This window comes from Streptomyces sp. NBC_00285, assembly GCF_036174265.1.
Lineage (GTDB): Bacteria > Actinomycetota > Actinomycetes > Streptomycetales > Streptomycetaceae > Streptomyces.
Window position 1 is genome coordinate 7,420,880 of the sequence record NZ_CP108055.1, and the last position, 22,495, is coordinate 7,443,374.

The 22,495-nt window shown below is 71.2% G+C and carries 14 protein-coding genes; 5 read left to right on the forward strand and 9 right to left on the reverse strand.

Features of this window, described 5'->3' with window-relative positions; all coding sequences use genetic code 11:
* Positions 1-161: 161 nt before the first annotated feature.
* Entirely contained in the window at positions 162-2,780 is a 2,619-nt protein-coding gene (gene glgP, locus OHT57_RS34385) for an alpha-glucan family phosphorylase (RefSeq protein ID WP_328750636.1), read from the forward strand.
* 30 nt (positions 2,781-2,810) lie between these two features.
* Here glgP and OHT57_RS34390 read toward each other — a convergent pair whose 3' ends face one another.
* The 7 genes from OHT57_RS34390 to OHT57_RS34420 all read right to left on the reverse strand — a co-directional run bounded on the left by OHT57_RS34390 (position 2,811) and on the right by OHT57_RS34420 (position 14,878).
* Entirely contained in the window at positions 2,811-3,320 is a 510-nt protein-coding gene (locus tag OHT57_RS34390; protein ID WP_328750637.1) for a DUF1990 family protein, read from the reverse strand.
* 71 nt (positions 3,321-3,391) lie between these two features.
* On the reverse strand, positions 3,392-5,059 hold the full coding sequence (locus tag OHT57_RS34395) for a M4 family metallopeptidase (RefSeq protein ID WP_328750638.1): 1,668 nt from the start codon (positions 5,057-5,059) through the stop codon (positions 3,392-3,394).
* Positions 5,060-5,342: 283 nt separating this feature from the next.
* Positions 5,343-7,391, reverse strand: a complete 2,049-nt coding sequence (locus tag OHT57_RS34400; RefSeq protein ID WP_328750639.1) for a M4 family metallopeptidase — start codon at positions 7,389-7,391, stop codon at positions 5,343-5,345.
* A 237-nt stretch (positions 7,392-7,628) separates the two neighbouring features.
* The gene (locus tag OHT57_RS34405) at positions 7,629-9,398 is read right to left on the reverse strand and encodes an ABC transporter ATP-binding protein (RefSeq protein ID WP_328750640.1); all 1,770 of its coding nucleotides are present in this window, start codon (positions 9,396-9,398) and stop codon (positions 7,629-7,631) included.
* Positions 9,395-11,146 carry an ABC transporter ATP-binding protein gene (locus OHT57_RS34410; protein ID WP_328750641.1) on the reverse strand — a complete coding sequence of 584 codons (1,752 nt, stop codon included), beginning with the start codon at positions 11,144-11,146 and terminating at the stop codon, positions 9,395-9,397. Before OHT57_RS34410 ends, OHT57_RS34405 begins: the two co-directional genes overlap by 4 nt.
* Before the next feature lie 34 nt (positions 11,147-11,180).
* A complete protein-coding gene (locus OHT57_RS34415; RefSeq protein ID WP_328750642.1) occupies positions 11,181-13,040 on the reverse strand; it encodes an ABC transporter ATP-binding protein in 1,860 nt (619 codons plus the stop codon).
* Positions 13,037-14,878 carry an ABC transporter ATP-binding protein gene (locus OHT57_RS34420; protein ID WP_328750643.1) on the reverse strand — a complete coding sequence of 614 codons (1,842 nt, stop codon included), beginning with the start codon at positions 14,876-14,878 and terminating at the stop codon, positions 13,037-13,039. Before OHT57_RS34420 ends, OHT57_RS34415 begins: the two co-directional genes overlap by 4 nt.
* 183 nt (positions 14,879-15,061) lie before the next feature.
* Here OHT57_RS34420 and OHT57_RS34425 point away from each other — a divergent pair, with 183 nt between their 5' ends.
* From OHT57_RS34425 to OHT57_RS34440, 4 genes are read left to right on the forward strand one after another with little or no spacing between them, the layout of a single operon-like run.
* The gene (locus OHT57_RS34425; RefSeq protein ID WP_328750644.1) at positions 15,062-15,967 is read left to right on the forward strand and encodes an ABC transporter ATP-binding protein; all 906 of its coding nucleotides are present in this window, start codon (positions 15,062-15,064) and stop codon (positions 15,965-15,967) included.
* The gene (locus OHT57_RS34430; protein WP_328750645.1) at positions 15,964-16,698 is read left to right on the forward strand and encodes an ABC transporter permease; all 735 of its coding nucleotides are present in this window, start codon (positions 15,964-15,966) and stop codon (positions 16,696-16,698) included. The genes OHT57_RS34425 and OHT57_RS34430 overlap by 4 nt, the downstream gene beginning before the upstream one ends.
* Before the next feature lie 25 nt (positions 16,699-16,723).
* Positions 16,724-17,968: a sensor histidine kinase gene (locus OHT57_RS34435; RefSeq protein ID WP_328750646.1), complete on the forward strand. Its 1,245-nt coding sequence runs from the start codon at positions 16,724-16,726 to the stop codon at positions 17,966-17,968.
* Complete coding sequence (locus OHT57_RS34440; RefSeq protein WP_328750647.1) at positions 17,958-18,626, forward strand: response regulator transcription factor; 669 nt, start codon at positions 17,958-17,960, stop codon at positions 18,624-18,626. Before OHT57_RS34435 ends, OHT57_RS34440 begins: the two co-directional genes overlap by 11 nt.
* On the opposite strand, the gene OHT57_RS34445 is transcribed toward OHT57_RS34440, so the two are convergent.
* Both OHT57_RS34445 and glgX read right to left on the reverse strand, forming a co-directional pair.
* Positions 18,623-20,026, reverse strand: coding sequence for a sulfatase family protein (locus tag OHT57_RS34445; RefSeq protein WP_328750648.1), 1,404 nt, complete (start codon positions 20,024-20,026; stop codon positions 18,623-18,625). The genes OHT57_RS34440 and OHT57_RS34445 overlap by 4 nt on opposite strands.
* A 74-nt stretch (positions 20,027-20,100) precedes the next feature.
* Positions 20,101-22,338 carry a glycogen debranching protein GlgX gene (gene glgX / locus OHT57_RS34450; protein ID WP_328750649.1) on the reverse strand — a complete coding sequence of 746 codons (2,238 nt, stop codon included), beginning with the start codon at positions 22,336-22,338 and terminating at the stop codon, positions 20,101-20,103.
* Between the last annotated feature and the right edge of the window lie 157 nt (positions 22,339-22,495).

The following is a 22,495-nucleotide window of genomic DNA, read 5'->3' on the forward strand; positions in this document are numbered from 1 at the left end:
CATATCGGCCATGGGGGATGTGCGGGGGTTGTGGCGCATTTCCGCCTGTGCGATCCGGAGCGGCGCCGTAGTGGCGAGCCCCTTCCCCCGGATACCGTCGGGGTTGACGACGGGACCCACACCGCCGTGTGTCCCCCTCCGCACGCCTGACGAGGTGGCAAGTGAAGGCTATCCGTCGATTCACCGTCCGACCTGTACTCCCCGAGGTCCTGCGGCCGTTGAGCGATCTGGCGCGCAATCTGCGCTGGTCCTGGCACGCGGAGACCCGCGACCTCTTCCAGTCCGTCGATCCCGAACACTGGGCCGCGTCGGGCGGTGATCCCGTACGGCTGCTCGGCAGTGTCGGCCCCGTACGGCTCGCCGAACTCGCCGGGGACGGGGACTTCCTGCGCCGGCTCACAGCCGTCGCCGACGACCTCGACGACTACGTCACCGGTGAGCGCTGGTACCAGGCCCACACCGGTGAACTACCGGCCGCCGTCGCCTACTTCTCACCGGAGTTCGGCGTCACCGCCGCCCTGCCGCAGTACTCAGGCGGCCTGGGAATCCTGGCGGGCGACCACCTGAAAGCGGCCAGTGACCTGGGCGTACCGCTGATCGGGGTCGGCCTGCTGTACCGCCACGGGTACTTCCGCCAGTCCCTGTCCCGGGACGGCTGGCAGCAGGAGCACTACCCCGTCCTGGACCCCAACGAGCTGCCGGTGGCCCTGCTGAACGAGGCCGACGGCACCCCGGCACAGGTGTCGCTGGCCCTGCCCGGCGGCAGGCAGCTGCACGCCCGGATCTGGCTCGCCCAGGTCGGCCGGGTTCCCCTGCTGATGCTGGACTCCGACGTCGAGGAGAACGACCTCGGCGAACGCGGGGTGACCGACCGGCTCTACGGCGGCGGCAGCGAACACCGGCTGCTCCAGGAGATGCTGCTCGGCATAGGGGGCGTCCGCGCCGTACGGACGTACTGCCGTCTGACCGGCCACGCAGGCCCCGAGGTCTTCCACACCAACGAGGGACACGCCGGCTTCCTCGGCCTGGAGCGGATCGCCGAACTCTGCGACCAGGGCCTCGACTTCGACGCGGGTCTGGAGGCGGTCCGGGCCGGGACCGTCTTCACCACGCACACCCCCGTCCCGGCCGGCATCGACCGCTTCGACCGCGAGCTGGTCGCCCGGCACTTCGGCCCCGACGCCGAACTCCCGCGCATGGACGTGGGACGGATCCTGGCGTTGGGCATGGAGACCTACCCGGGCGGCGAACCCAACCTCTTCAACATGGCTGTCATGGGCCTGCGGCTCGCCCAGCGCGCCAACGGCGTCTCCCTGTTGCACGGGCAGGTCAGCCGGGAGATGTTCTCCGGGCTCTGGCCGGGCTTCGACCCCGAGGAGGTGCCGATCACCTCCGTCACGAACGGGGTGCACGCCCCGACCTGGGTCGCCCCCGAGGTGTTCCGGCTCGGCGCCCGGCAGATCGGCGCCCAGCGCACCGAGGACGCGCTGACCGTCGGCGGCTCGGACCGCTGGGACGCCGTCGCCGACATCCCCGACCAGGACATCTGGGAGCTGCGCCGGGTGCTGCGCGAGCAGCTGGTGACGGAGGTCCGGGAGCGGCTGCGGGCATCGTGGCGGCAACGCGGTGCCGGTACGGCGGAGCTGGGCTGGATCGACGGGGTGCTGGACCCCGACGTCCTCACCATCGGATTCGCGCGCCGCGTCCCCTCGTACAAGCGGCTGACGCTGATGCTGCGGGACCGCGACCGTCTCATGGACCTGCTTCTGCACCCCGAACACCCGATCCAGATCGTGGTGGCGGGCAAGGCGCACCCGGCGGACGACGGCGGAAAACGCCTGGTCCAGGAGCTGGTCCGGTTTGCCGACGACCCGCGCGTGAGGCACCGGATCGTCTTCCTGCCCGACTACGGCATGGCGATGGCGCAGAAGCTGTACCCCGGCTGCGACATCTGGCTCAACAACCCGCTGCGGCCGCTGGAGGCCTGCGGCACCTCGGGCATGAAGGCGGCACTGAACGGCTGCCTGAACCTGTCCGTCCTGGACGGCTGGTGGGACGAGTGGTTCCAGCCGGACTTCGGCTGGTCGATCCCCACGGCGGACGGCGCGGGGACCGACCCCGACCGCCGTGACGACATCGAGGCCGACGCCCTCTACGAGCTGCTCGAACAGCGGGTGACCCCGCGCTTCTACGAGCAGGGTCGGGGCGGCCTGCCCGACCGCTGGATCGAGATGGTCCGCCAGACGCTGACCCTGCTGGGCCCGAAGGTCCTGGCGGGCCGCATGGTCCGCGAGTACGTCGAACGCCTCTACGCCCCCGCCGCCCATGCCCACCGCACGCTGGCCCCGGACACCGCGCGCGAACTCGCGCAGTGGAAGTCGAGGGTGCGGGCGCAGTGGCACGGTGTGACGGTCGACCACGTCGAGACGACGGTCACCACGACCACGGCCGAGCTCGGCACCACGCTCGGAATCCGGGTCCGCGTGGGTCTGGGCGCCCTGAGCCCGGACGACGTGGAGATCCAGGCGGTGTCCGGCCGGGTGGACGAGCAGGACCGCATCGCGGACGCGGCGACGGTCCCGCTGAAGTCGGTCGGCGGCCCGGACGCGGAGGGCCGGTGGGTGTACGAGGGCCCGCTGTCCCTGGACCGCACGGGCCCCTTCGGCTACACGGTCCGTATCCTGCCCGCGCACCGACTGCTCGCGTCGGGCGCGGAGCTGGGGCTGGTGGTGGTGCCTTCGGAGGACGGGGTCGAGGGGGCGGGGGTGCTGATGCGGTGAGCGGCCGGGACGCGGGCCGGGCTCTCCCGCTCAGCCCGCGTCCTCCCCGCCGCACAGCCGCCGCAGCACCGCCCCGCACTTTCGCGCGTACGCGTGCTGCAGGCCTCGGGTCGCCGGGCCGCCCGCCCTGGAGTACCACTTGGCGCCCCTGCTGAACGCCGACACCGTCAGCCAGACCGTGCCGTCGCCGGTGCGGTCGACGACGAAGGACTCCTCGCCGCACTCCGGGTGGCCGGCCAGCGTGCCGTAGGCCCAGCCCGCGCGGCGATGTTCCTCGACCGTCCAGACCACTCGGCAGGGGGCCTTGATGACGCCCGCGAGGGTGACCGTGACGTCCACGTCGGGAGCCGCACGGTCCGCGGTGGCGTCTATCCCGACGCCGAGGGCGCGGTGCATCTCCCAGGTCAGGACCGCCTCGGAGGCCTTCCGGAAGACGTCGTGGCCCTCGCCTATGCGCGTGCGGACGTGCAGGGGGTGGAAGCCGGGCGGGCAGAAACCGTTTTGCCGGGTCGCGCCGATGTCGTCGTACGTGAAGGACATGGGACCCAAGAGTAAGGCGGTACCCGGAAATGCCTTCGTTCCGGGTACCGCCCGTCAGTCCCTCGGGACCACTAGCTCACGTTGACCGCGGACCAGGCCGCCGCCACCGCCTTGTACTCGGTGCTGGTGGAGCCGTACAGGGCGGACGCCGCGGAGAGCGTGCCCGTGCGTGCCGCCTTGTAGTTGGTCGTCGACGTGAAGTACGTCGTCAGCGCCTTGTACCAGATCTGCAGCGCCTTGGCGCGGCCGATGCCGGTGACCGTGGTGCCGTTGGACGTCGGCGAGTTGTAGGAGACGCCGTTGATCGTCTTCGCGCCGCTGCCCTCCGAGAGGAGGTAGAAGAAGTGGTTCGCGACGCCGGACGAGTAGTGGACGTCCAGGTTGCCGACGGAGGAGGACCAGGAGTCCGCCGAGCCGCCGTCCTTGCTGGGCTTGTCCATGTAGCGCAGCGGGGTGCCGTCGCCGTTGATGTCGATCTCCTCGCCGATGAGGTAGTCACCGACGTCGTTGGAGTTGGCCGCGTAGAACTCCACACCCGTGCCGAAGATGTCCGAGGTCGCCTCGTTGAGGCCGCCGGACTCGCCCGAGTAGTTCAGACCGGCCGTGTTCGAGGTGACGCCGTGGCTCATCTCGTGGCCGGCCACGTCCAGCGAGGTCAGCGGGCTGACGTTGCCCTCGCCGTCGCCGTACGTCATGCAGAAGCAGCTGTCGTCCCAGAACGCGTTCACGTACGCGTTGCCGTAGTGGACGCGCGAGTAGGCGCCGACGCCGTTGTTCTTGATGCCGCTGCGGCCGAAGGTGGACTTGTAGAAGTCCCACGTCTCCTGCGCGCCGTAGGTGGCGTCCACGGCCGCGGTCTGGTCGGTGGTGGAGCTGGAGGCCGCGCCGGTGCCCCAGACGTTGTCGGCGTCCGTGAACAGCGTGCCCGCGGAGGAGCTGGTGCCGTGGGACTTGTTGTACGTCTTGTGGCTGCCGCGGGTGGCGTCGGTGAGGTTGTACGTCGAGCCCGACAGGGTGGTCTCCAGGCTGACCGTGCCCGAGTACAGGCTCTTGCCGGTACCGGTGGCGTTCTCGATGCCCTGGTACTCGAAGAGCTTCTTGCCGGTCGCGGCGTCGGTGATGACGTGCAGCTGGTTCGGGGTGCCGTCGTCCTGGAAGCCGCCGACGATCGTCTCGTAGGCGAGGACGGGGGTGCCCGAGCCGGCCCAGACGACCTTGCGGGCGCCGTCGGCGGCGGTCTTCTCCGAGCCCGCGGCCTTGGCGGCGGTCAGCGCCTGGGCCTCGGCCTTGGCGACGGTGAGCTTCGGGGTCAGGGAGGCGACCTTGATGGTCTTGTTCGTCGCCTTCACGACACCCTTGGTGGCACCGGACTTCGACTCGTGGACGACGAGGTCGCCGCCGAGGACGGGCAGGCCGTCGTAGGTGCGCTCGTAGCGGGTGTGGACCGTGCCGTCGGCGTCCTTCACGACGTCCTTGACGACCAGCTTCTCCTTGGAGCCGAGGCCTATCTCCTGCGCCGTGGTGCCGGCGTCGGCCTGCTGCTCCTTGATGAGGGAGGTGCGTGCGGCCGCGGAGAGCTGGACCGGGGCGCCCGCGAGAGCGGCCTTGCCCGAGCCTTCCGCCGGGGTCACGGCGGCGGCGCTGCCGGTGCTCAGACCGGTGGTGAGAAGAGCTCCGGCCGCGACGGCGGTGGCGATGGCCAGAGTGGTGCGCTTGTGACGCGCGTAGAGGGGGGTCACACAAGCTCCTTCGTGGGGAACACCGGACGGCGTGGGGTGCCTTCCGGGGTGGTTGTGAAGTTGTGCGGCGGTTGTGAGGAAGCGTGACATCAAGGCGCGTACATGTCATGACCCCGAAGTGATGTTGGCTGAAAGTCGACGGCTGAATGAACATTGCAGGCATGTAAAACGAGTTGACCTGGGTAAAGCGCCAACAGGACGCCAGTCATGGGAAGGCAAAAAGAGGGCGCCGCCCCGGGGAGTCGAACCACCGGGGCGGCGCCCTGACCGTGCGGGTGCCGGACTACGGGAAGGTCAGCTTCCAGCTGTTGATGTAGCCGGTGTCCTGGGCCGCGTTGTCCTGGACCCGCAACTGCCAAGTCCCGTTGGCCACCTCGGATGAGGCGTTCACCGTGTACGTGGTGTTGAGGTTGTCGGTGCTGCCGCCGGTGCCGTAGGCCTTCAGCGTGTACGCCGTGCCGTCGGGGGCGATCAACTGCACCCGGAGGTCACCGATGTAGGTGTGCACGATGTCGACCGCGACGGCGAGGTTCGACGGCGCGTTGCCCGTACGCCCTGACACCGTGATCGGCGAATTGACCGCCGCCCCGTTGTCCGGAATCGATACGTCGGTGGTCGACTCGAACGAGGTGCCGCCACCGCCCCCGCCACCGGGACGCGTGCCGACCGCCACGCCTGCCCAGGCGTTCGCCACGGCCGTGTACTCGGCGCTCGTCGTGCCGTACAGCTCACCCGCCGCCGCGAGGGTGCCGGTGCGGGCGCCCGCGTAGTTGGTGGTCGAGGTGAACTTCGTGGTCAGCGCGCGGAACCAGATCTTCTCCGCCTTGTCGCGACCGATGCCGGTGACCGGAAGGCCGTCCGAGGTGGAGGAGTTGTAGGTGACACCGTTGATGGTCTTGGTGCCGCTGCCCTCCGACAGCAGATAGAAGAAGTGGTTCGCGGGACCGGACGAGTAGTGGACGTCCACCGACCCGATGCCCGAGTACCAACTGTCCTTGGACGCGCCGTCCTTGCTCGGCTTGTCCATGTAACGCAGCGGCGTGCCGTCGCCGTTGATGTTGATCTCCTCGCCGATGAGGTAGTCACCGACGTCGGAGGAGTTGTTGGCGTAGAACTCGACGGCCGTGCCGAAGATGTCGGAGGTGGCCTCGTTCAGACCGCCGGACTCGCCCGAGTAGTTGAGTCCCGCGGTGTTGGACGTGACGCCGTGGGTCATCTCGTGGCCGGCCACGTCGATCGACGTCAGCGGGTGGGTGTTGCCCGACCCGTCGCCGTAGGTCATGCAGAAGCAGCTGTCGTCCCAGAACGCGTTCACGTACGCGTTGCCGTAGTGGACCCGGGAGTACGCCCCGACCCCGTCACCGCGGATACCCGAACGCCCCTGCACGTTCTTGTAGTAGTCCCAGGTGAGCGCGGCGCCGTAGTGCGCGTCGGCGCCCGCGGTCTCCGTGTTGGACGCCGCTCCGGTGCCCCAGATGTCGTCGGGGCCCGAGAAGAGGGTGCCGGTGCCGGAGGTGCCGCGGTTGAGGTTGTACGTCTTGTGGTTGCCGCGTGCCCCGTCGGTCAGGTTGTACGTCGACCCGGACTGGGTGGTGCCGAGGGTGACCGTGCCGCTGTACATGGTGTTGCCGGTGCCGGTCTCGATGCCCTGGTACTCGTAGAGCTTCTTGCCGGTCGCGGCGTCGGTGATGACGTGCAGCTGGTTCGGCGTGCCGTCCTCCTGGAGGCCGCCGACGACCGTCTCGTAGGCGAGGACGGGTGTGCCGTTGCCGGCCCAGATCACCTTGCGCGGCGCGCGGTCGGTGCCGGCCTTGTCGGCGCCGGCGGCCTTCGCCAGCGACACCGCCTGCTGCTCGGCCTTGGCCGCGGCCACCTTCGGGGTCAGGGAGGCGACCTTGATGGTGGCCTTCGTCGCCTTGGTGACGCCCGCGGTCGCGCCCGACTTCGTGGTGTCCACGACGAGGTCGCCGCCGAGGACGGGCAGGCCGTCGTAGGTGCGCTCGTAGCGGGTGTGGAGCGTGCCGTTGCCGTCCTTGACGACGTCACGGACGACCAGCTTCTCCTTGGTGCCGAGACCGAGGTCCTTGGCGGCCTCCGCCTTGCCGGCGTTCGCCTGGCGTATCAGCTCGGCCCGCTGGGCGGGGGTGAGCTTGAGGGACTGGGAGCCCGGGATCACCTTGCCCGCGGCCGACGGTGCCTTCTCCGGGGCTGCGGTGGCGGCGCCCGACTGGACGGCGGCGGCGATCAGGGCCGAGACACCGACGAGGGCCACGGCGGCGGCCTTGCGGTGCAGGGTGTGGGGGGCGCGTCTGTGGGAGGAACTGTCTCTCAACACTGACTCCTTCTGCGCGGCCACGGATCACGCGGCCAGGGGAGACCGGACGGTGGGTCGACCGTCCGGGCGGTACGCGGAACGAGGTGCAGGCGGCCGCGGAACGAGAACACAGCGAGATATCTGTGAGGTTGCTGTGAAGCGGCCGTGGGAAGCCTGGCACCGGAAAGCCCGTACTGTCAGGACCGCGTCAGGAAGTTGGCCGGAAATCGTTCGTTGTCCGGGAGTTCATGTTCGTTATACGGACTTTCCGCCCTCGTCGGACACCGGCCGCCCCCCGTGCCACGACCCCCACAGCGCCGCGTACGCCCCCCTGGCCGTCACCAGCTCGTCATGTGTGCCGAGCTCGGTCAGCAGGCCGCCCTCCATCACCGCCACCCGGTCCGCGTCGTGCGCGGTGTGCAGCCGGTGGGCGATCGCGATGACCGTGCGCCCTTCGAGTACGGCCGCCAGGGCCCGCTCGGTGTGCCGCGCGGTCGTGGGATCCAGCAGTGCGGTCGCCTCGTCGAGGATCAGGGTGTGCGGATCCGCCAACACCACCCGCGCCAGGGCGAGTTGCTGCGCCTGCGAACCATCCGCACGGCAACCGCCCTCGCCCAGCGCGGTGTCGAGCCCCTCGGGCAGCTCCCGCACCCAGCCCTCCGCTCCCACGGCGGTCAGCGCGGCCCACAACTCCTCGTCCCCCGCGCCGGGTTCGGCGATGAGGAGGTTGTCGCGGACCGTGCCCAGGAAGACGTGGTGCTCCTGGGTGACCAGGACGACCTGGCGCCGCAGCTGCTCGGGGCCGAGCCCGACCACCGGTACCCCGCCGACGGTCACCGTCCCCGACGTGGGCGCGTCGACGCCCGCGAGCAGCCTGCTCAGCGTGGTCTTCCCGGCACCGGACGGACCCACCACCGCGAGCCGTTCACCGGGGCGCACGGTCAGGTCGACACCGTGCAGGACCTCGACGCCACGGCCGTAGGAGTAGTGCACGCCGGTCACGTCGATACGGTCGTCGACGGGAGCGGGAGAGCCTCCCTCGGTCGAGCGCGGAGCCTGCGCGAGGCCCTCCACGCGGGCGAACGAGGCCCCGCCGGACTGGAGTTGCTCGACCCGCACCAGGATCTGGTCGAGTGGAGTGGCCAGTTGCTGCAGATACAGGGCGGCCGCCACGACCGAGCCCAGACTCATCACGCCCCGCGCGTGCAGCATCCCGCCGACCAGCAGCACGCCCGCCACGGGCAGGATGTACGCCACCTCCACCACGGGGAAGAACACACTGCGCAGGTAGAGGGTGAACAGGCGGGTGCGCCGGGCCGTGTCGAGGGCGTCCCGGCTCGCCTGCACGCGCCGCTCCTCAAGCCGATGCGCCTCGACCGTGCGGGCACCGGACGCGGTGGCCCCGAGGATCTCGGCGACGTCCGAGGTGGCCGCGCCCTCGGCCAGATAGCCGTCCCTGGCCCGCCGCAGATACCAGCGCAGGACGAACCAGATCGGCAGCAGACCGAACACGCCGACCGTGCCCAGCAGCGGGTCCAGGACGAAGACCGCGGCGAGCAGGAACACGAACTGCACGCTGTTGATGAGCAGTTCGGGTCCCGCGTCCCGCAGGGTGGTGCCGACGGTGGCCACGTCCGCGGTGCCGCGGGCGGTGAGGTCGCCGGTACCGGCGCGTTCCACGACGGAGGCGGGCAGGGCGAGGGTGCGGTCCACGAACTCCTCGCGGACCCGGGCGAGGGTGCGTTCGCCGAAGCGGTGGCCGACGTAGCGGGCCCAGCGGGACAGGACCAGTTGGGCGAGGGAGCAGAGCACCAGGGTGAGGGCGAGCCGGTCCACCGCGGCCACGCCGTGCCCCTTGCGCACCTCGTCGATGATCCGGCCCAGCACCCAGGGACCGGCCAGGCCCGCCAGCGCGGCAAGGGAGTTCAGGGCGAGCGCGGCGGTGAAGGCCCGGGTGTCGGCCTTCACCAGGCGGGTGGTGGCCCGGCGGACGTCCGCGGGTTCCGCCACGGGGAGCTGGTTCATCGCACGACTTCCTCTGCGTCCGTGTCCCGCGCGACCAGGGCCCGGTAGCCGGGGTCGGTGGAGAGGAGGTCGCGGTGGGTTCCGGTGGCCGCGAGTTTGCCTTCGGCCAGGTAGAGAACCGTGTCGGCGTGGTCGAGCAGCAGGGGGGAGGTGGTGGTGACGAGCGTCGTACGGCCGTCCCGGGCCTCGCGCAGCCGCTCGGCCACGAGTGCCTCGGTGTGGGCGTCCAGGGCCGAGGTGGGTTCCATGGCCAGGAGGATCTCCGGGTCGGCGAGGAGGGCTCTCACCAGGCGGACGCGTTGGCGCTGGCCGCCGGAGAGGTTGCGGGCCTGGGCGTCCATGGGGGAGTCGAGGCCGTCCGGGAGGCCCTGCACGATGTCGTCCGCCGCTGCCGCGTGCAGGGCGGCTGCGAGTTCGTGGGAGCTTGTCGCGCCCCGCGGCGGAGCCGTATCTCGGTACAGCCCCGCGCCCCTGGAGGGCGCCACCACCTCGCGCAGGTCGCCCGCGAACAGGTCCGCCTCGTGGTCCGCCACCAGGATGTGCTCCCTGACCTGGGACAACCGGATCTCCTCCAGCGGTACTCCGCCCCAGGTCGCCGTCGAGGCGGTGTAGCGGCCCAGGCGGTCCAGGACGGCTGCCGCGTCCGCGGGCCGCGTGCAGGCCAGGGCCGTCAGGCGGCCCGGGAGGACGCGTACGCCCGACTCCGGGTCGTGCAGTACCGACGGCTCCGACGGGGCGTCCCGCGTGCCCAGGTCCTCCATCGGCTCCAGGCGCAGGAACCGTACGACCCTGCGCGCCGCCACCACACCGCGGCTCAGCTGGTATCCGCACTCCACCCAGAACGCCACCGGGCCCACCAGGACCGCGACATAGCCGTACACCGCCACCAACTCGCCCACGGTGATGTCGCCCTGGGCGGCCAGACGGGCCGCGAGCCAGGTGACCACGGCGAGGAACAGGGTGGGCAGGCCGACGCCGAGGGCCTGGACCCAGCTGGTGACCGCGCCGACCCGGTAGCCCTGGGCCCGCAGGCGTTGGCTGTCCCGGTGGAAGGCGTCGGCGACCAGGCTCTTGCCGCCGAGGCCGTTCAGCACGCGCAGGCCGCCCGCGAGGTCGGCGATACGGGCGGTGAGGACGCCCTGGCGGTCCCGGTACTCCGTCTCGGCCCCCTGGAGACGGGACAGGAACGGACCCACGAGGAGGACGACCGCCGGCATGCCGAGCAGGACCACGACCGCGAGCACCGGGGACACCGAGATCAGCACGGCGGCGACCGTCAGATAGGCGGCGCACGCCCCGACCCCCGGGCCGACGACGGTCAGGGCGCCGGCGATCGTCTGCACGTCACCGACGCCGATCGTGACGACCTCCCCGGCGCCGGTCCGGCGCGAGAGCGCGGCACCGAGACGGACCGCCTGTCCGACGACCACCTTGACCGTGCGGAAGTTGGCGTCCATCCGCACCCGGGTCATCGTGCGGTGCCGCATGATGCTCAGCCAGGCGTTGAAGGAGCCGACCGCGAACAGCGCGAAGCTCCAGCCGGCGAGCGCCGTCCAGTCGCCCGGCTCCAGGCCCTCGTCGATGGCCTTCGCCATCAGATACGGCGTCGCCGCCAGCAGCACCATCCAGGAACTGCCCAGCAGCGCCCCGGCGACGGACCGCCCCGGCTGGCAGCGGACCAGCCACCACAGATACCGCCAGCCGCCGCGGACGTCGGGCGTGCCGGGGTCCTCATAGGCGTCGATCATCAGTCCCCCTGGTAGGTCGCGCAGGTCACCTGGATCACGCGAGGCTGTCCCGCCACGCCCGGTGCAGATCCGCGAACCGGCCCGTGCCCGCGACGAGTTCGGCCGGTGCGCCGTCCTCGACGATCCGGCCGTGCTCCATGACCAGGACCCGGTCCGCGATCTCGACGGTCGACAGCCGGTGCGCGATCACGACGGCCGTACGGCCCTTCAGGACCGTCGCCATCGCGCGCTGCACGGCCCGCTCGCCCGGGATGTCCAGCGAACTGGTCGCCTCGTCCAGGATCAGCACCGCCGGGTCGGCGAGCAACGCCCGCGCGAACGCCACGAGTTGACGCTGACCCGCGGAGATGCGGCCGCCTCGCTTGCGGACGTCCGTGTCGTAGCCGTCGGGCAGGGCGCTGATGAAGTCGTGCGCGCCGATCGCCTTCGCGGCCTGCTCGATCTCCGCACGGCTCGCGTCCGGGCGGCCGATCGCGATGTTCTCGGCGACCGTGCCGGAGAACAGGAACGCCTCCTGCGTCACCATGACGACCCCGCGCCGCAGCTCGGGGACGGCCAGGTCGCGCAGGTCCGTGCCGTCCAGGAGGACCCGGCCGTCCGAGGGGTCGTAGAAACGGGCGAGAAGCTTGGCGAGCGTCGACTTCCCGGCGCCGGTCGAGCCGACCACCGCGACCGTCTGCCCGGCGGGCAGGGTCAGATCGAAGCGGGGGAGCACCTCGCCGCCCGTGCGGTAGGCGAACCGCACGCCGTCGAAGACGACCTCGCGGCCCGGGTGTTCCGACTCCGGTGCCGGGAGCTGCCGGGGTGTGGCGGGCTCCGGGACGGTCGGGGTCTGGGCCAGCAGGCCCGCGATCTTCTCCAGGGAGGCCGCCGCCGACTGGTAGGAGTTCAGGAACATCCCGAGCCGGTCGATCGGGTCGTACAGCCGCCGCAGATACAGCACCGCCGCCGCCAGCACGCCCAGCTCCAGCGAACCCTGCGCCACCCGGTAGGCGCCCCACAGCACGATCCCCGCGACGGCCGTGTTGGCGACCAGCCGGGACCCGACGACATAGCGGGCCATCTCCAGGAGCGCGTCGCCGTTGACCCGCTCGTGCCGTTTGTTCAGGACGGCGAAGTCGGCGTCGTTGGCCGCCTCGCGGCGGAACGCCCGCACCGGCCGGATGCCGTTCATCGTCTCCACGAACTTCACGATCACGGCGGCGATGGCGGTCGACCGCTGCGTGTACACCCGTCCCGCCCGCCGCCGGTAGCCGCGCATGAGCAGGTACAGCGGCACGAAGGACGCCACCGCGACCGCGCCGAGGGCGAGATCCAGCCAGAGCAGCAGGGCGGAGATGTACAGGAAGGAGAGGACGACGGTGACGAGCTCCTGGAGGCCCTCGCTGAGGAGTTCGCGCAGCGACTCCACGTCCGCCGTCGAACGGGAGATGAGCCGGCCCGAGGTGTAGCGCTCGTGGAAGTCGACGCTCAGCGCCTGGGCGTGCCGGAAGATCCGGCCGCGCAGGTCGAGCAGCACGTCCTGGTTGACGCGGGCGGAGACCAGGATGAACGCGTACTGGAGCCCGCCGGAGACCAGCGCGCACAGCAGATAGCCGACGCCCACCGCGATCAGCGGGCCGTTGTCGTGGTCCCGGAACGCGGGGACGGCGTGGTCGATCGCGTACGCCACCAGCAGCGGGCCCGCCTGGACGGCCGCCTGCTGGAACAGCAGCAGGAGGGTCGTGACGGTGACGCGCGCCCTCATCGGGGCGAGCAGCGAACGCAGCAGGAGGGACGTGGCGCGCGGGGGAGTGGGCAGGACGTCGCGGTCGAAGGCGTCGTCGGTGTCCTTCGGTCCGGACAGGCCGGGTTCCTCGTCCGCGGTGGGCGCGGACGCAGTGGGGGCCGTCATCGGGCGCACTCCTCTTCCCTGGACTCTTCCCGGGGCTCTTGGCCGGGCTCCGTCCTGCTCTCGTCCCCCGGCTCCTCCCCGGCCCCGGACATCAGGTGGGCGTACTCGGCGTTCGTGCGCAGGAGTTCGTGATGGGTACCGACAGCCGTGATGCGGCCGTCCGACAGCAGGGCGACCCGGTCGGCGAGCTGCACGGTGGAGGGGCGGTGCGCGACGATCAGGGCGGTGGTGTCCGCCAGTACATCCCGCAGGGCCGCCTCCACCGCTGCCTCCGTGTGGACGTCCAGGGCGGACAGGGGGTCGTCCAGGACGAGGAAACGGGGGGCGCCGACCACGGCCCGTGCGAGGGCCAGGCGTTGGCGCTGACCGCCGGAGAGGCTGAGGCCCTGCTCGCCGACCTGGGTGTCGGTGCCCTGGGGAAGGGCGTACACGAAGTCCGCCTGGGCGACGGACAGGGCCCGGTCCAGTTCTCCTTCGTCCGCGCCCATCAGGACGTTGTCGCCGACGCCGGTGGAGAACAGGGTGGGTTCCTCGAAGGCCACGGCGACCTTCGAGCGCAGCTCCTGCCTGGACATCGCGGTGATGTCCTCGCCGTCCAGGGTGATGTGCCCGGAGGTCAGTTCGTGGAGGCGGGGGACCAGGGCGGTGAGAGTGGTCTTGCCGCTGCCTGTCGCGCCCACGAGGGCCATCGACTCGCCCGGGCGGATGTGGAGGTCGATCAGGTCGAGGATCGGCGGGGAGTCCTCGGGGGCGTCGGGGTAGCGGAAGCGGACGTGGTGGAACCGGAGGCCGTCGGAGTCGGCTGCGGGCCGGTGGGGGCCTGCCGCGCGGTTCCCTTCCTCCTGTTCCGGCACTTCGTCCATGGCCTCGAAGTAGCGCTCCGTCGCCGTGGCCGCCTCTTGGCTCATCGCCAGCAGGAAGCCGATGGAGTCCACCGGCCAGCGCAGCGCGAGTGCCGTCGACAGAAAGGCGACCAGGGTGCCCGCGGACAGCGAACCGTCCGCCACCTGTACGCAGCCCAGGACCAGCGCCGCCCCGATCGCCACCTCCGGGAGCGTCACGATGACGCCCCAGATGGCCGCCAGCAGCCGCGCCTTGCGCAGCTCGGTCCCCCGCAGCGTCCCCGACAGGTCCCGGAACGCCCGCGCCTGTGACCGGTGGCGGCCGAAACCCTTGATGATCCGGATGCCGAGGACGCTCTCCTCGACGACCGTCGTGAGGTCGCCGACCTGGTCCTGGGCGAGGCGGGCCACACCGGCGTAGCGCCTCTCGAAGATCACGCAGGTGATCATCACCGGGATGGCCGGACCGAGGATCACCAGACCCAGGGCCCAGTCCTGGAGCAGCATGATGATCACGCCGACGATGATGGTCACGGCGTTGACCAGCAGGAACGTCAGAGGGAAGGCGAGGAACATCCGCAGGAGCATGAGGTCCGTAGTGCCCCGGGACAGGAGCTGGCCGGATGCCCAGCGGTCATGGAAGGCCACCGGGAGCCGCTGGAGGTGCCGGTACAGGCCCGCCCGCATCTCCGCCTCCACGTGGGAGAGCGGTCTCGCCACCAGCCAGCGCCGCAGTCCGAACAGCAGCGCCTCCGCGAACCCGAGCAGCAGCAGGTACAGGGCCCCGCGCCACACGCCAGCCGTGTCGTGGTCGGCGATCGGGCCGTCCACCATCCACTTCAGGACGAGCGGGATCACCAGCCCCGTACAGGAGGCCAGGATCGCGACGGACGCGGCGGTGAACAGCCGCGCGCGAGCCGGCCGGACATACGGCCACAGGCGCAGCAGGGTCCGTACGGCCGACCGGTCCTTGGTGTTTGCACGTGTCGTGGACATCAGGTGCGAGCCTACGGACCGGCACTGACAACGCCCACCGAGTTTTGGCCCGACCGCAATCGGCCGCCGGACCTACGACCTGCATGTTCGCGGGGTCGTACGAGGGCATCCACCGATCGGTTGATGCCGGGTCGAGCGCGACGGGCGATGTGGCGGCGGGCCCCGCACCGGCACGCTGATGCCATGTCCGTCATCGAAGTGAGCGAACTGCGCAAGTCCTACGGCGGCCGGACCGTCGTCGACGGGATCTCCTTCACCGTCGAGGAGGGCGAGATCTTCGGGATCCTCGGCCCGAACGGCGCCGGCAAGACCACCACCGTCGAGTGCGTGGAGGGCCTCAGGGTCCCCGACGCGGGCCGGGTCCGGGTCACCGGCCTCGACCCCGTCGCCAACCACGCGCGTGTGGCCCGCGTGCTGGGCGCCCAGCTCCAGGAGAGCGAACTCCAGGCCAAGCTCACCGTCCGCGAGGCCCTGGAGCTGTACACCGCGTTCCACGAGAAGCCCGTCGACTGGCGGCCGCTCGCCGAGCGACTCGGACTGGCCCAGAAGCTCACCACCCGGTTCGGCAGGCTCTCCGGTGGCCAGAAGCAGCGCCTGTTCATCGCGCTGGCCCTGGTCGGCAACCCCCGGATCGTCGTCCTGGACGAGCTGACCACCGGTCTCGACCCGCGCGCCCGCCGCGACACCTGGGAGCTGATCGAGGACATCCGCGCGAACGGCGTCACCGTTCTGCTCGTCACCCACTTCATGGAGGAGGCCCAACGGCTCTGCGACCGGATCGCCGTCATCGACAAGGGCCGGGTCGCCGCCCTGGACACCCCGGCGGGACTCATCCGGCGCTCGGCGGGCGGCACCGTCATCAGCTTCACGCCCTCCGCCCCGCTGGACGACCGCGAGCTGAACGCGCTGCCCGGGCTCGCCGCCATCGAGCACCGCGAAGGCCGCCTCACCCTGTCCGGCACCGACGAGACCGTCAACGCCGTGCTCACCCTGCTCGCCCGCCGCCATGTCACCGCCCACCAGCTCCGTGTCGTCGACGCCACCCTCGACGACGCCTTCCTCGACCTGACCCAGGAGGCCACGGCATGAACACCGCCGTACTGAGGACCGAAGTCCGTCTCTTCCGCCGCGAACCGGGCGCCCTCTTCTGGATCGTGCTGTTCCCGACCCTGCTCCTGGTGATCCTCGGCTCGATCCCGTCCTTCCGGCACCACGAGGCCGACCTCGGCGGCCTCAGGACCATCGACGTCTACGTCCCCGTGGCCGTGCTCCTGGGCATGATCGTGGGCGGCCTCCAGTCCATGCCGCAGACCCTCACCGGCTACCGCGAGCGCGGCATCCTGCGCCGCATGGCCACGACTCCGGTCCGGCCCTCCGCCCTGCTGTCCGCGCAGATGACCGTCTACGGCGGTGCCGCCCTGGCGTCCGCACTCGTCGCCCTCGCCGTCGGCCGGCTCGCCTTCGACGTGACTCTGCCCGAGCAGCTCTTCGGATACCTGCTCGCCCTGGTCCTCGCCGTCCTGGCCGCCCTCGCACTCGGCGCGGTGATCTCCGCCCTGTCCCGGACGACGAAGATCGCCGGTGCCATCGGGTCCGCCGTGTTCTTCCCGTCGATGTTCTGCGCGGGCGTGTGGGCGCCGGTGCAGACCATGCCGCACCTGCTCGCCCGGATCGTCGGGTACACCCCGTTCGGCGCGGCCGCCGAGGCCCTGAACCGGGCCGCCGCGGGCCACTGGCCGGGCTGGACGCACCTGGGCGTCCTCGTCGCCTGGACGGTGCTGCTGACGGCCGCCGCGTCGCGCTGGTTCCGCTGGGAGTAGGGGAGGGGCCGTGCAGACTGGGGACATGACCGTGGTGGACACACAGATCGAGCGGCGCCTGGAACAGCTGCACATCTGGGGGCCGTACGCGCTGCTCGGCATCGGTGTCGTCCTCGCGGTCGGTTCCGCGGAGCTGCAGAGGGGCCCCGAGGAGTGGTACGCCGCAGGGGGCCTGGTCGTCGCCGCGCTCGTGCTCCAGACGTGGTGGCACGGCACCCGGCACCGCCGTGCCGACCGCGGCCGCAGCCCCTCGCGGGCCGGAACGGTGTACTACGCCGTGCGCTGGGCCATCGCCTTCGCCCTCACCTGGATCAATCCGTTCTTCGCGTTCTACGCCGCCACCGGCTACATGGACGCGGACGAGCTGATCCCGGGCATGTGGCGGCGGCTCGGACTGTTCGCGAGCGCGGTCACCGTGGCGGGCGCGCAACTCGGCGGACTTCCCGCGAGCGGCACGGGCGAGTGGCTCGGGTTCGCCGGACTCCTGTTCGTCAACTTCGGCCTTCAGGCGGTGGTCGCCCACATCACCGAACAGGAGGAGCAGCGCTCCAGGGAGCGCGCCGAGACCATCGAGGCGTTGCAGCAGGCGCTCGACGAGAACGCCGCCCTGCACGCCCAACTCCTCGTCCAGGCACGGGAGGCCGGGGTCGCCGACGAGCGCCGACGGCTCGCCGCCGAGATCCACGACACCCTCGCCCAGGGCCTGACCGGCATCATCGCCCAGCTCCAGGTCGTCGCGAACACGCCCGACGAGGCCCTGGCCCGCGAACACGCGCACCGGGCCATGGACCTGGCCCGGCACAGCCTGGGCGAGGCCCGCCGCTCGGTCCACAACCTCGCCCCGGTCGCCCTGGACGACGCGGGCCTTCCCGAAGCCCTGAAGCAGACGGTCGCCGACTGGGGCGAACGCACCGGTGTGCGCGCCGAGTTCACGGTCACCGGCATCGCTCAGCAGCTCCACGACGAGGTCTCCGCGACCCTCCTGCGGATCGCCCAGGAAGCTCTCTCGAACGCCGCCCGGCACGCCCGTGCCGCCCGCGTCGGCGTCACCCTGACCTTCCTGGGCGACGAGGTCATCCTCGACATCCGCGACGACGGCGTCGGCTTCGACCCCCTCGCCCTCGCGCCCCGCACCCGCACCGGCGGCTTCGGCCTCGACGGCATGCGCGCCCGCGCCGAACGCATCGCGGGCTCCCTCACCGTGGAGACCGAACCGGGCCACGGCACCGCGCTGTCGGCTCGCGTACCGTTGGTCCGCCATGACCAGTGACGTGCCGAACTCCGTACCGCTGCCCGTGCCGATCTCCCTGCTGATCGTCGACGACCATCCCGTCGTACGGGACGGTCTGCGCGGCATGTTCGAGTCCGCGCCCGGCTTCACCGTCCTCGGTGAGGCGTCCGACGGCGTCGAGGCGGTCGAGCGGGCCGCCGTGCTCGACCCCGACGTGATCCTGATGGACCTGCGCATGCCGGGCGGCGGCGGGGTCGACGCCATCCGGGAGCTGACCCGCCGCTCCGCCCGTGCACGGGTGCTCGTCCTGACGACGTACGACACCGACTCCGACACGCTGCCCGCGATCGAGGCGGGCGCGACCGGCTACCTGCTCAAGGACGCCCCGCGGGACGAACTGTTCACCGCGGTGCGGGCGGCGGCGGCAGGCCGAACCGTTCTGTCCCCGGCGGTCGTCTCCCGCCTGGTCTCCGCGGTCCGCGCACCCAAGACCCCACCGGGCGAGCCCCTGTCCGCCCGGGAGCGCGAGGTGCTCGCCCTGGTCGCCAAGGGCACCTCCAACCGCGAGATCGCCCGCGAGCTGTTCATCAGCGAGGCGACCGTGAAGACCCATCTCACCCACCTGTACGCCAAGCTGGGCGTCAACGACCGCGCGGCGGCGGTCGCGACGGCGTACCAGCGAGGGATCCTCGGCTAGCCGGGATACGGCAGCAGTCCGGCGGCCGTCCTCTCCCACGCCGACTTCAGCTCGGCGAGCAACTCCGGTCTGTCGGGGGCCAGGTCGGCCTGTTCGCGCAGGTCGGCGCCTAGGTCGTAGAGGTGGTCCTGGCCGGCCGAGTCCTGGTAGTACTTCCAACTCCCGCGCCTGAGAGCTCGATTGGCCCGCACCCGCCAGAACAGGTCGTGCTCCGGCGGCCGTTCGCCGCGCAGCAGGTACCCGGCCAGGCTCGCTCCGTCCAGCGGATAGGCCGGATCGGGTCGTGCGCCGGCCACCTCCAGGAAGGTCGCGGTCCAGTCGGGGGAGACGTTCGGCTCGTGGCTGACCTGGTTGCCGTCGATCCGGTGCGGCCAGCGCACGATCGTCGGCACCCGGATGCCGCCCTCCTGGAGCACGAACTTCTCACCGCTGAGCGGCCACAGGTACGACCAGCGCTCACCGCCGTTGTCGCTGGCGAAGTACACCAGCGTGTGCTCCTCCTGCCCGGAGCGGCGCAGTGCGGCGAGCACCTCGCCGACGGCCGCGTCGAGGCTCTGGACCATCTCCGTGTACTTCTCGACGGAGCCGCCGTCGTAGTGGTTGAGCGCCTTGGTGATGTCGGCCTGGGTCTTGGCGGCCCGGATCTTCGCCGCGATCTCGGCGCCGGTCTCCTCATCGCCCGCCGCGAGCCAGGGCCAGTGCGGGGTGGTGAAGTTGAGGTTCAGCAGCCAGGGCTTGTCGTGATCCCGGCCGACGTATTCGACGGCCCGCTCGGTCAGCACCTGGGTGTAGTACCGCAGGTCCTTGTAGGTCGCGTCACCCTCGTAGAGGTCGTAGTCGCCGAGCTGGCCGAGCTTGGAGAAGTACTCCAGCACACCCCCGTGGTTGCCGAAGAACTCGTCCCAACCGGACTTGGTGGGGCTGTAGTCGGGCAGCCAGCCGCAGTGCCACTTGCCGATGAGCGCGGTGGAGTATCCGGCCTTCTTCAGCAGCGAGGCGAGGGTCGGGTGGTTCGGGTCGAGCCCCTGAGTCCGGTTGGCGATCGGCTCGGCGAGGCCGCCTTGTGTACGCCCCGGATACCGCCCGGTGTACAGGCTGAACCGGGTCGGGGAGCAGGTCGCGGACCCCGAGTACGCGTCGGTGAACCGCACCCCCTGCCGGGCCAGCCGGTCCAGGTTCGGCGTCTTGATGTGGGGGGCGCCGTACGACGACAGGTCGGCCCAGCCGAGGTCGTCGCCGAGGATGACGAGGAGGTTGGGGCGCTTTCCGGAGCCGGACGGGCGCGAGGCGAAGGGCCGTTCGGCGGGAGCGGCTTCGGCGGCGGTCGTCGCAGCGGCGACGGCGGTCACAGCGCCACCGCCGACGAGACCACCGAAGGCACGGCGGGATATCTCGGGCATGTCATCGAGTGTGATCAGCCTGCCGATGTCATGGCCAGCGATCACATGAGCTGTTCACGGACCCGCAACACGCCTCAGCCGACCACCCTGAGCAACAGCACCGCCCGCGCCGGAACCGTGATCGACGTCCCCGCCCGGTGGATCACCCCCGGCGCCTGCGTCTGTTCCTCGCCCGACGTGTCGACGACCACCTCGTACCGCTCCGCCCACGGCGGCCCCGGCAGCAGGAAGGCCGCCGGACGGTCGCCTGCGTGCAGGACGGCCAGGAAGCTGTCGTCGACGATCGGCACCCCGCGCTCGTCCCGGCCGGGGATGTCCCGGCCCGACAGATACATGCCGAGGGTGGCGGCGGGCGCGTACCAGTCCCGTTCCGTCATCTCCGTGCCGCGGGCGGTGAACCAGGCGAGGTCGCGGATGCCGTCCACCGAGTCCGCCCGCCCGGAGAAGAAGGCGCGGCGGCGCAGCACCGGGTGCCGGTGGCGCAGTGAGATCAGCCGGGACGTCAGGTCGAACAGGGCCTTCCAGCCGGGTTGTTCGAGCAGTCCCCAGTCCAGCCAGCTGATCTCGTTGTCCTGGCAGTAGGCGTTGTTGCTGCCGCGCTGGGTGCGGCCGAGTTCGTCGCCGGCGACCAGCATCGGCACGCCCGTCGACAGCAGCAGCGTGGTCAGCAGGTTCCGCAACTGCCGCCGCCTGAGCGCCTGTATGCGCTCGTCGTCCGTCTCCCCCTCCGTACCGCAGTTCCACGCCCGGTTGTCGTCCGTGCCGTCCCGGTTGCCCTCGCCGTTCGCCTCGTTGTGCTTGTGCTCGTAGGACACCAGGTCGCGCAGGGTGAAACCGTCGTGCGCGGTGACGAAGTTGACCGACGCGTACGGCCGCCTCCCGCCCCACGCGTACAGGTCGCTGGAGCCGGAGAGGCGGTAGCCGAGGTCCCGTACGTCCGGGAGTGCGCCCCGCCAGAAGTCGCGTACGGCGTTGCGGTAGCGGTCGTTCCACTCCGTCCACAGCGGCGGGAAGGCGCCCACCTGGTATCCCCCGGAGCCCACGTCCCACGGCTCGGCGATCAGCTTCACGCGCCGGAGCACCGGGTCCTGCGCGATGACCGCGAGGAACGGGGACAGCATGTCGACATCGTGCATCGAGCGGGCCAGCGCGGCGGCCAGGTCGAAGCGGAAGCCGTCGACGCCCATCTCCGTCACCCAGTAGCGCAGGGAGTCGGTGATCAGCCGGAGCACATGTGGCTGCACCACGTGCAGGGTGTTGCCGCAGCCGGTGTAGTCCGCATAGCGCCGGGCGTCCGACTGGAGGCGGTAGTACCCCCGGTTGTCGATGCCCTTCAGGGACAGCGTGGGCCCCAGCTCGCCCGCCTCCGCCGTGTGGTTGTAGACCACGTCGAGGATGACCTCGATCCCGGCGGCGTGCAGCGCGCGGACCATGCGCTTGAACTCGCCGACCTGCTGGCCCGTCGTACCGGAGGCGGCGTAGGCCGCGTGCGGCGCGAAGTAGCCGATGGAGTTGTAGCCCCAGTAGTTCTTGAGGCCGCGCCGCAGCAGGTGGTCCTCGTGCGCGAACTGGTGGACGGGGAGCAGCTCCACGGCCGTGACGCCGAGTTTCACCAGGTGCTCGATCGCGGCCGGGTGTGCCAGCCCGGCGTACGTGCCCCGGAGTTCCTCGGGGATGTCCGGGTGCAGCCGGGTGAAGCCGCGGACGTGCAGCTCGTAGATGACGGAGTCCGCCCACGGTGTCTTCGGGCGGCGGTCCTCGGCCCAGTCGTCGTCATCGTGGACGACCACGCCCTTCGGGACGTACGGCGCCGAGTCGCGGTCGTCGCGCACGGTGTCCGCGACCTGCTGCTGGGGCCAGTCGCGGACATGGCCGTACACCTCGGGCGGCAGGCCGAAGTCGCCGTCCACCGCGCGGGCGTACGGGTCCAGGAGCAGCTTCGCCGGGTTCCAGCGGCCGCCGGTCCACGGGTCCCAGCGGCCGTGCACCCGGTAGCCGTACCGCTGACCGGGCATCACCCCCGGTACGAAGCCGTGCCAGATCTCGTGCGTGAGCTCGCTGAGCCGGGCCCGTGTCTCCTTGCCGTCGGCGTCGAACAGGCACAGCTCGACCGCCTCGGCCCCGCCCGCCCACAGCGCGAAGTTGGTTCCCGCCACGCCGTCCGGACCGATCCGGAACCGGGCGCCCAGCGGCGTCGGAGCACCGGGCCACACGGGCACGGGGGGCGTCCCCCGCCGCGCGCCGTTCACCAGCGCGGCGGGGCGCTCCTCAGCGGCTTCCGTCACCGCCTCCTGCTCGGCTGCGCTGGACACCGGTCGGCCTCCCACGGCTCGTGGAACAACGCGGAAAAGGGCGCACGGCGTCCCGGCCGCGACACCCCCTCGCGTCGTTCTCCCCACTGTTCTGCCCAGCACTTGCCTCGCACTCACGTTTCCCGGGGCGGGTCGGTGGACGGACTCTGCGCGGGAC

What these genes read in the sequence shown, in the direction of transcription:
- OHT57_RS34440 (WP_328750647.1), top strand. Translation starts at nt 17,958, where the DNA reads ATGACCAGTGACGTGCCGAACTCCGTACCGCTGCCCGTGCCGATCTCC.
- OHT57_RS34430 (WP_328750645.1), top strand. Translation starts at nt 15,964, where the DNA reads ATGAACACCGCCGTACTGAGGACCGAAGTCCGTCTCTTCCGCCGCGAA.
- OHT57_RS34410 (WP_328750641.1), bottom strand. Translation starts at nt 11,146, where the DNA reads ATGATCGACGCCTATGAGGACCCCGGCACGCCCGACGTCCGCGGCGGC.
- OHT57_RS34405 (WP_328750640.1), bottom strand. Translation starts at nt 9,398, where the DNA reads ATGAACCAGCTCCCCGTGGCGGAACCCGCGGACGTCCGCCGGGCCACC.
- OHT57_RS34415 (WP_328750642.1), bottom strand. Translation starts at nt 13,040, where the DNA reads ATGACGGCCCCCACTGCGTCCGCGCCCACCGCGGACGAGGAACCCGGC.
- OHT57_RS34445 (WP_328750648.1), bottom strand. Translation starts at nt 20,026, where the DNA reads ATGCCCGAGATATCCCGCCGTGCCTTCGGTGGTCTCGTCGGCGGTGGC.
- OHT57_RS34435 (WP_328750646.1), top strand. Translation starts at nt 16,724, where the DNA reads ATGACCGTGGTGGACACACAGATCGAGCGGCGCCTGGAACAGCTGCAC.
- OHT57_RS34390 (WP_328750637.1), bottom strand. Translation starts at nt 3,320, where the DNA reads ATGTCCTTCACGTACGACGACATCGGCGCGACCCGGCAAAACGGTTTC.
- OHT57_RS34420 (WP_328750643.1), bottom strand. Translation starts at nt 14,878, where the DNA reads ATGTCCACGACACGTGCAAACACCAAGGACCGGTCGGCCGTACGGACC.
- OHT57_RS34425 (WP_328750644.1), top strand. Translation starts at nt 15,062, where the DNA reads ATGTCCGTCATCGAAGTGAGCGAACTGCGCAAGTCCTACGGCGGCCGG.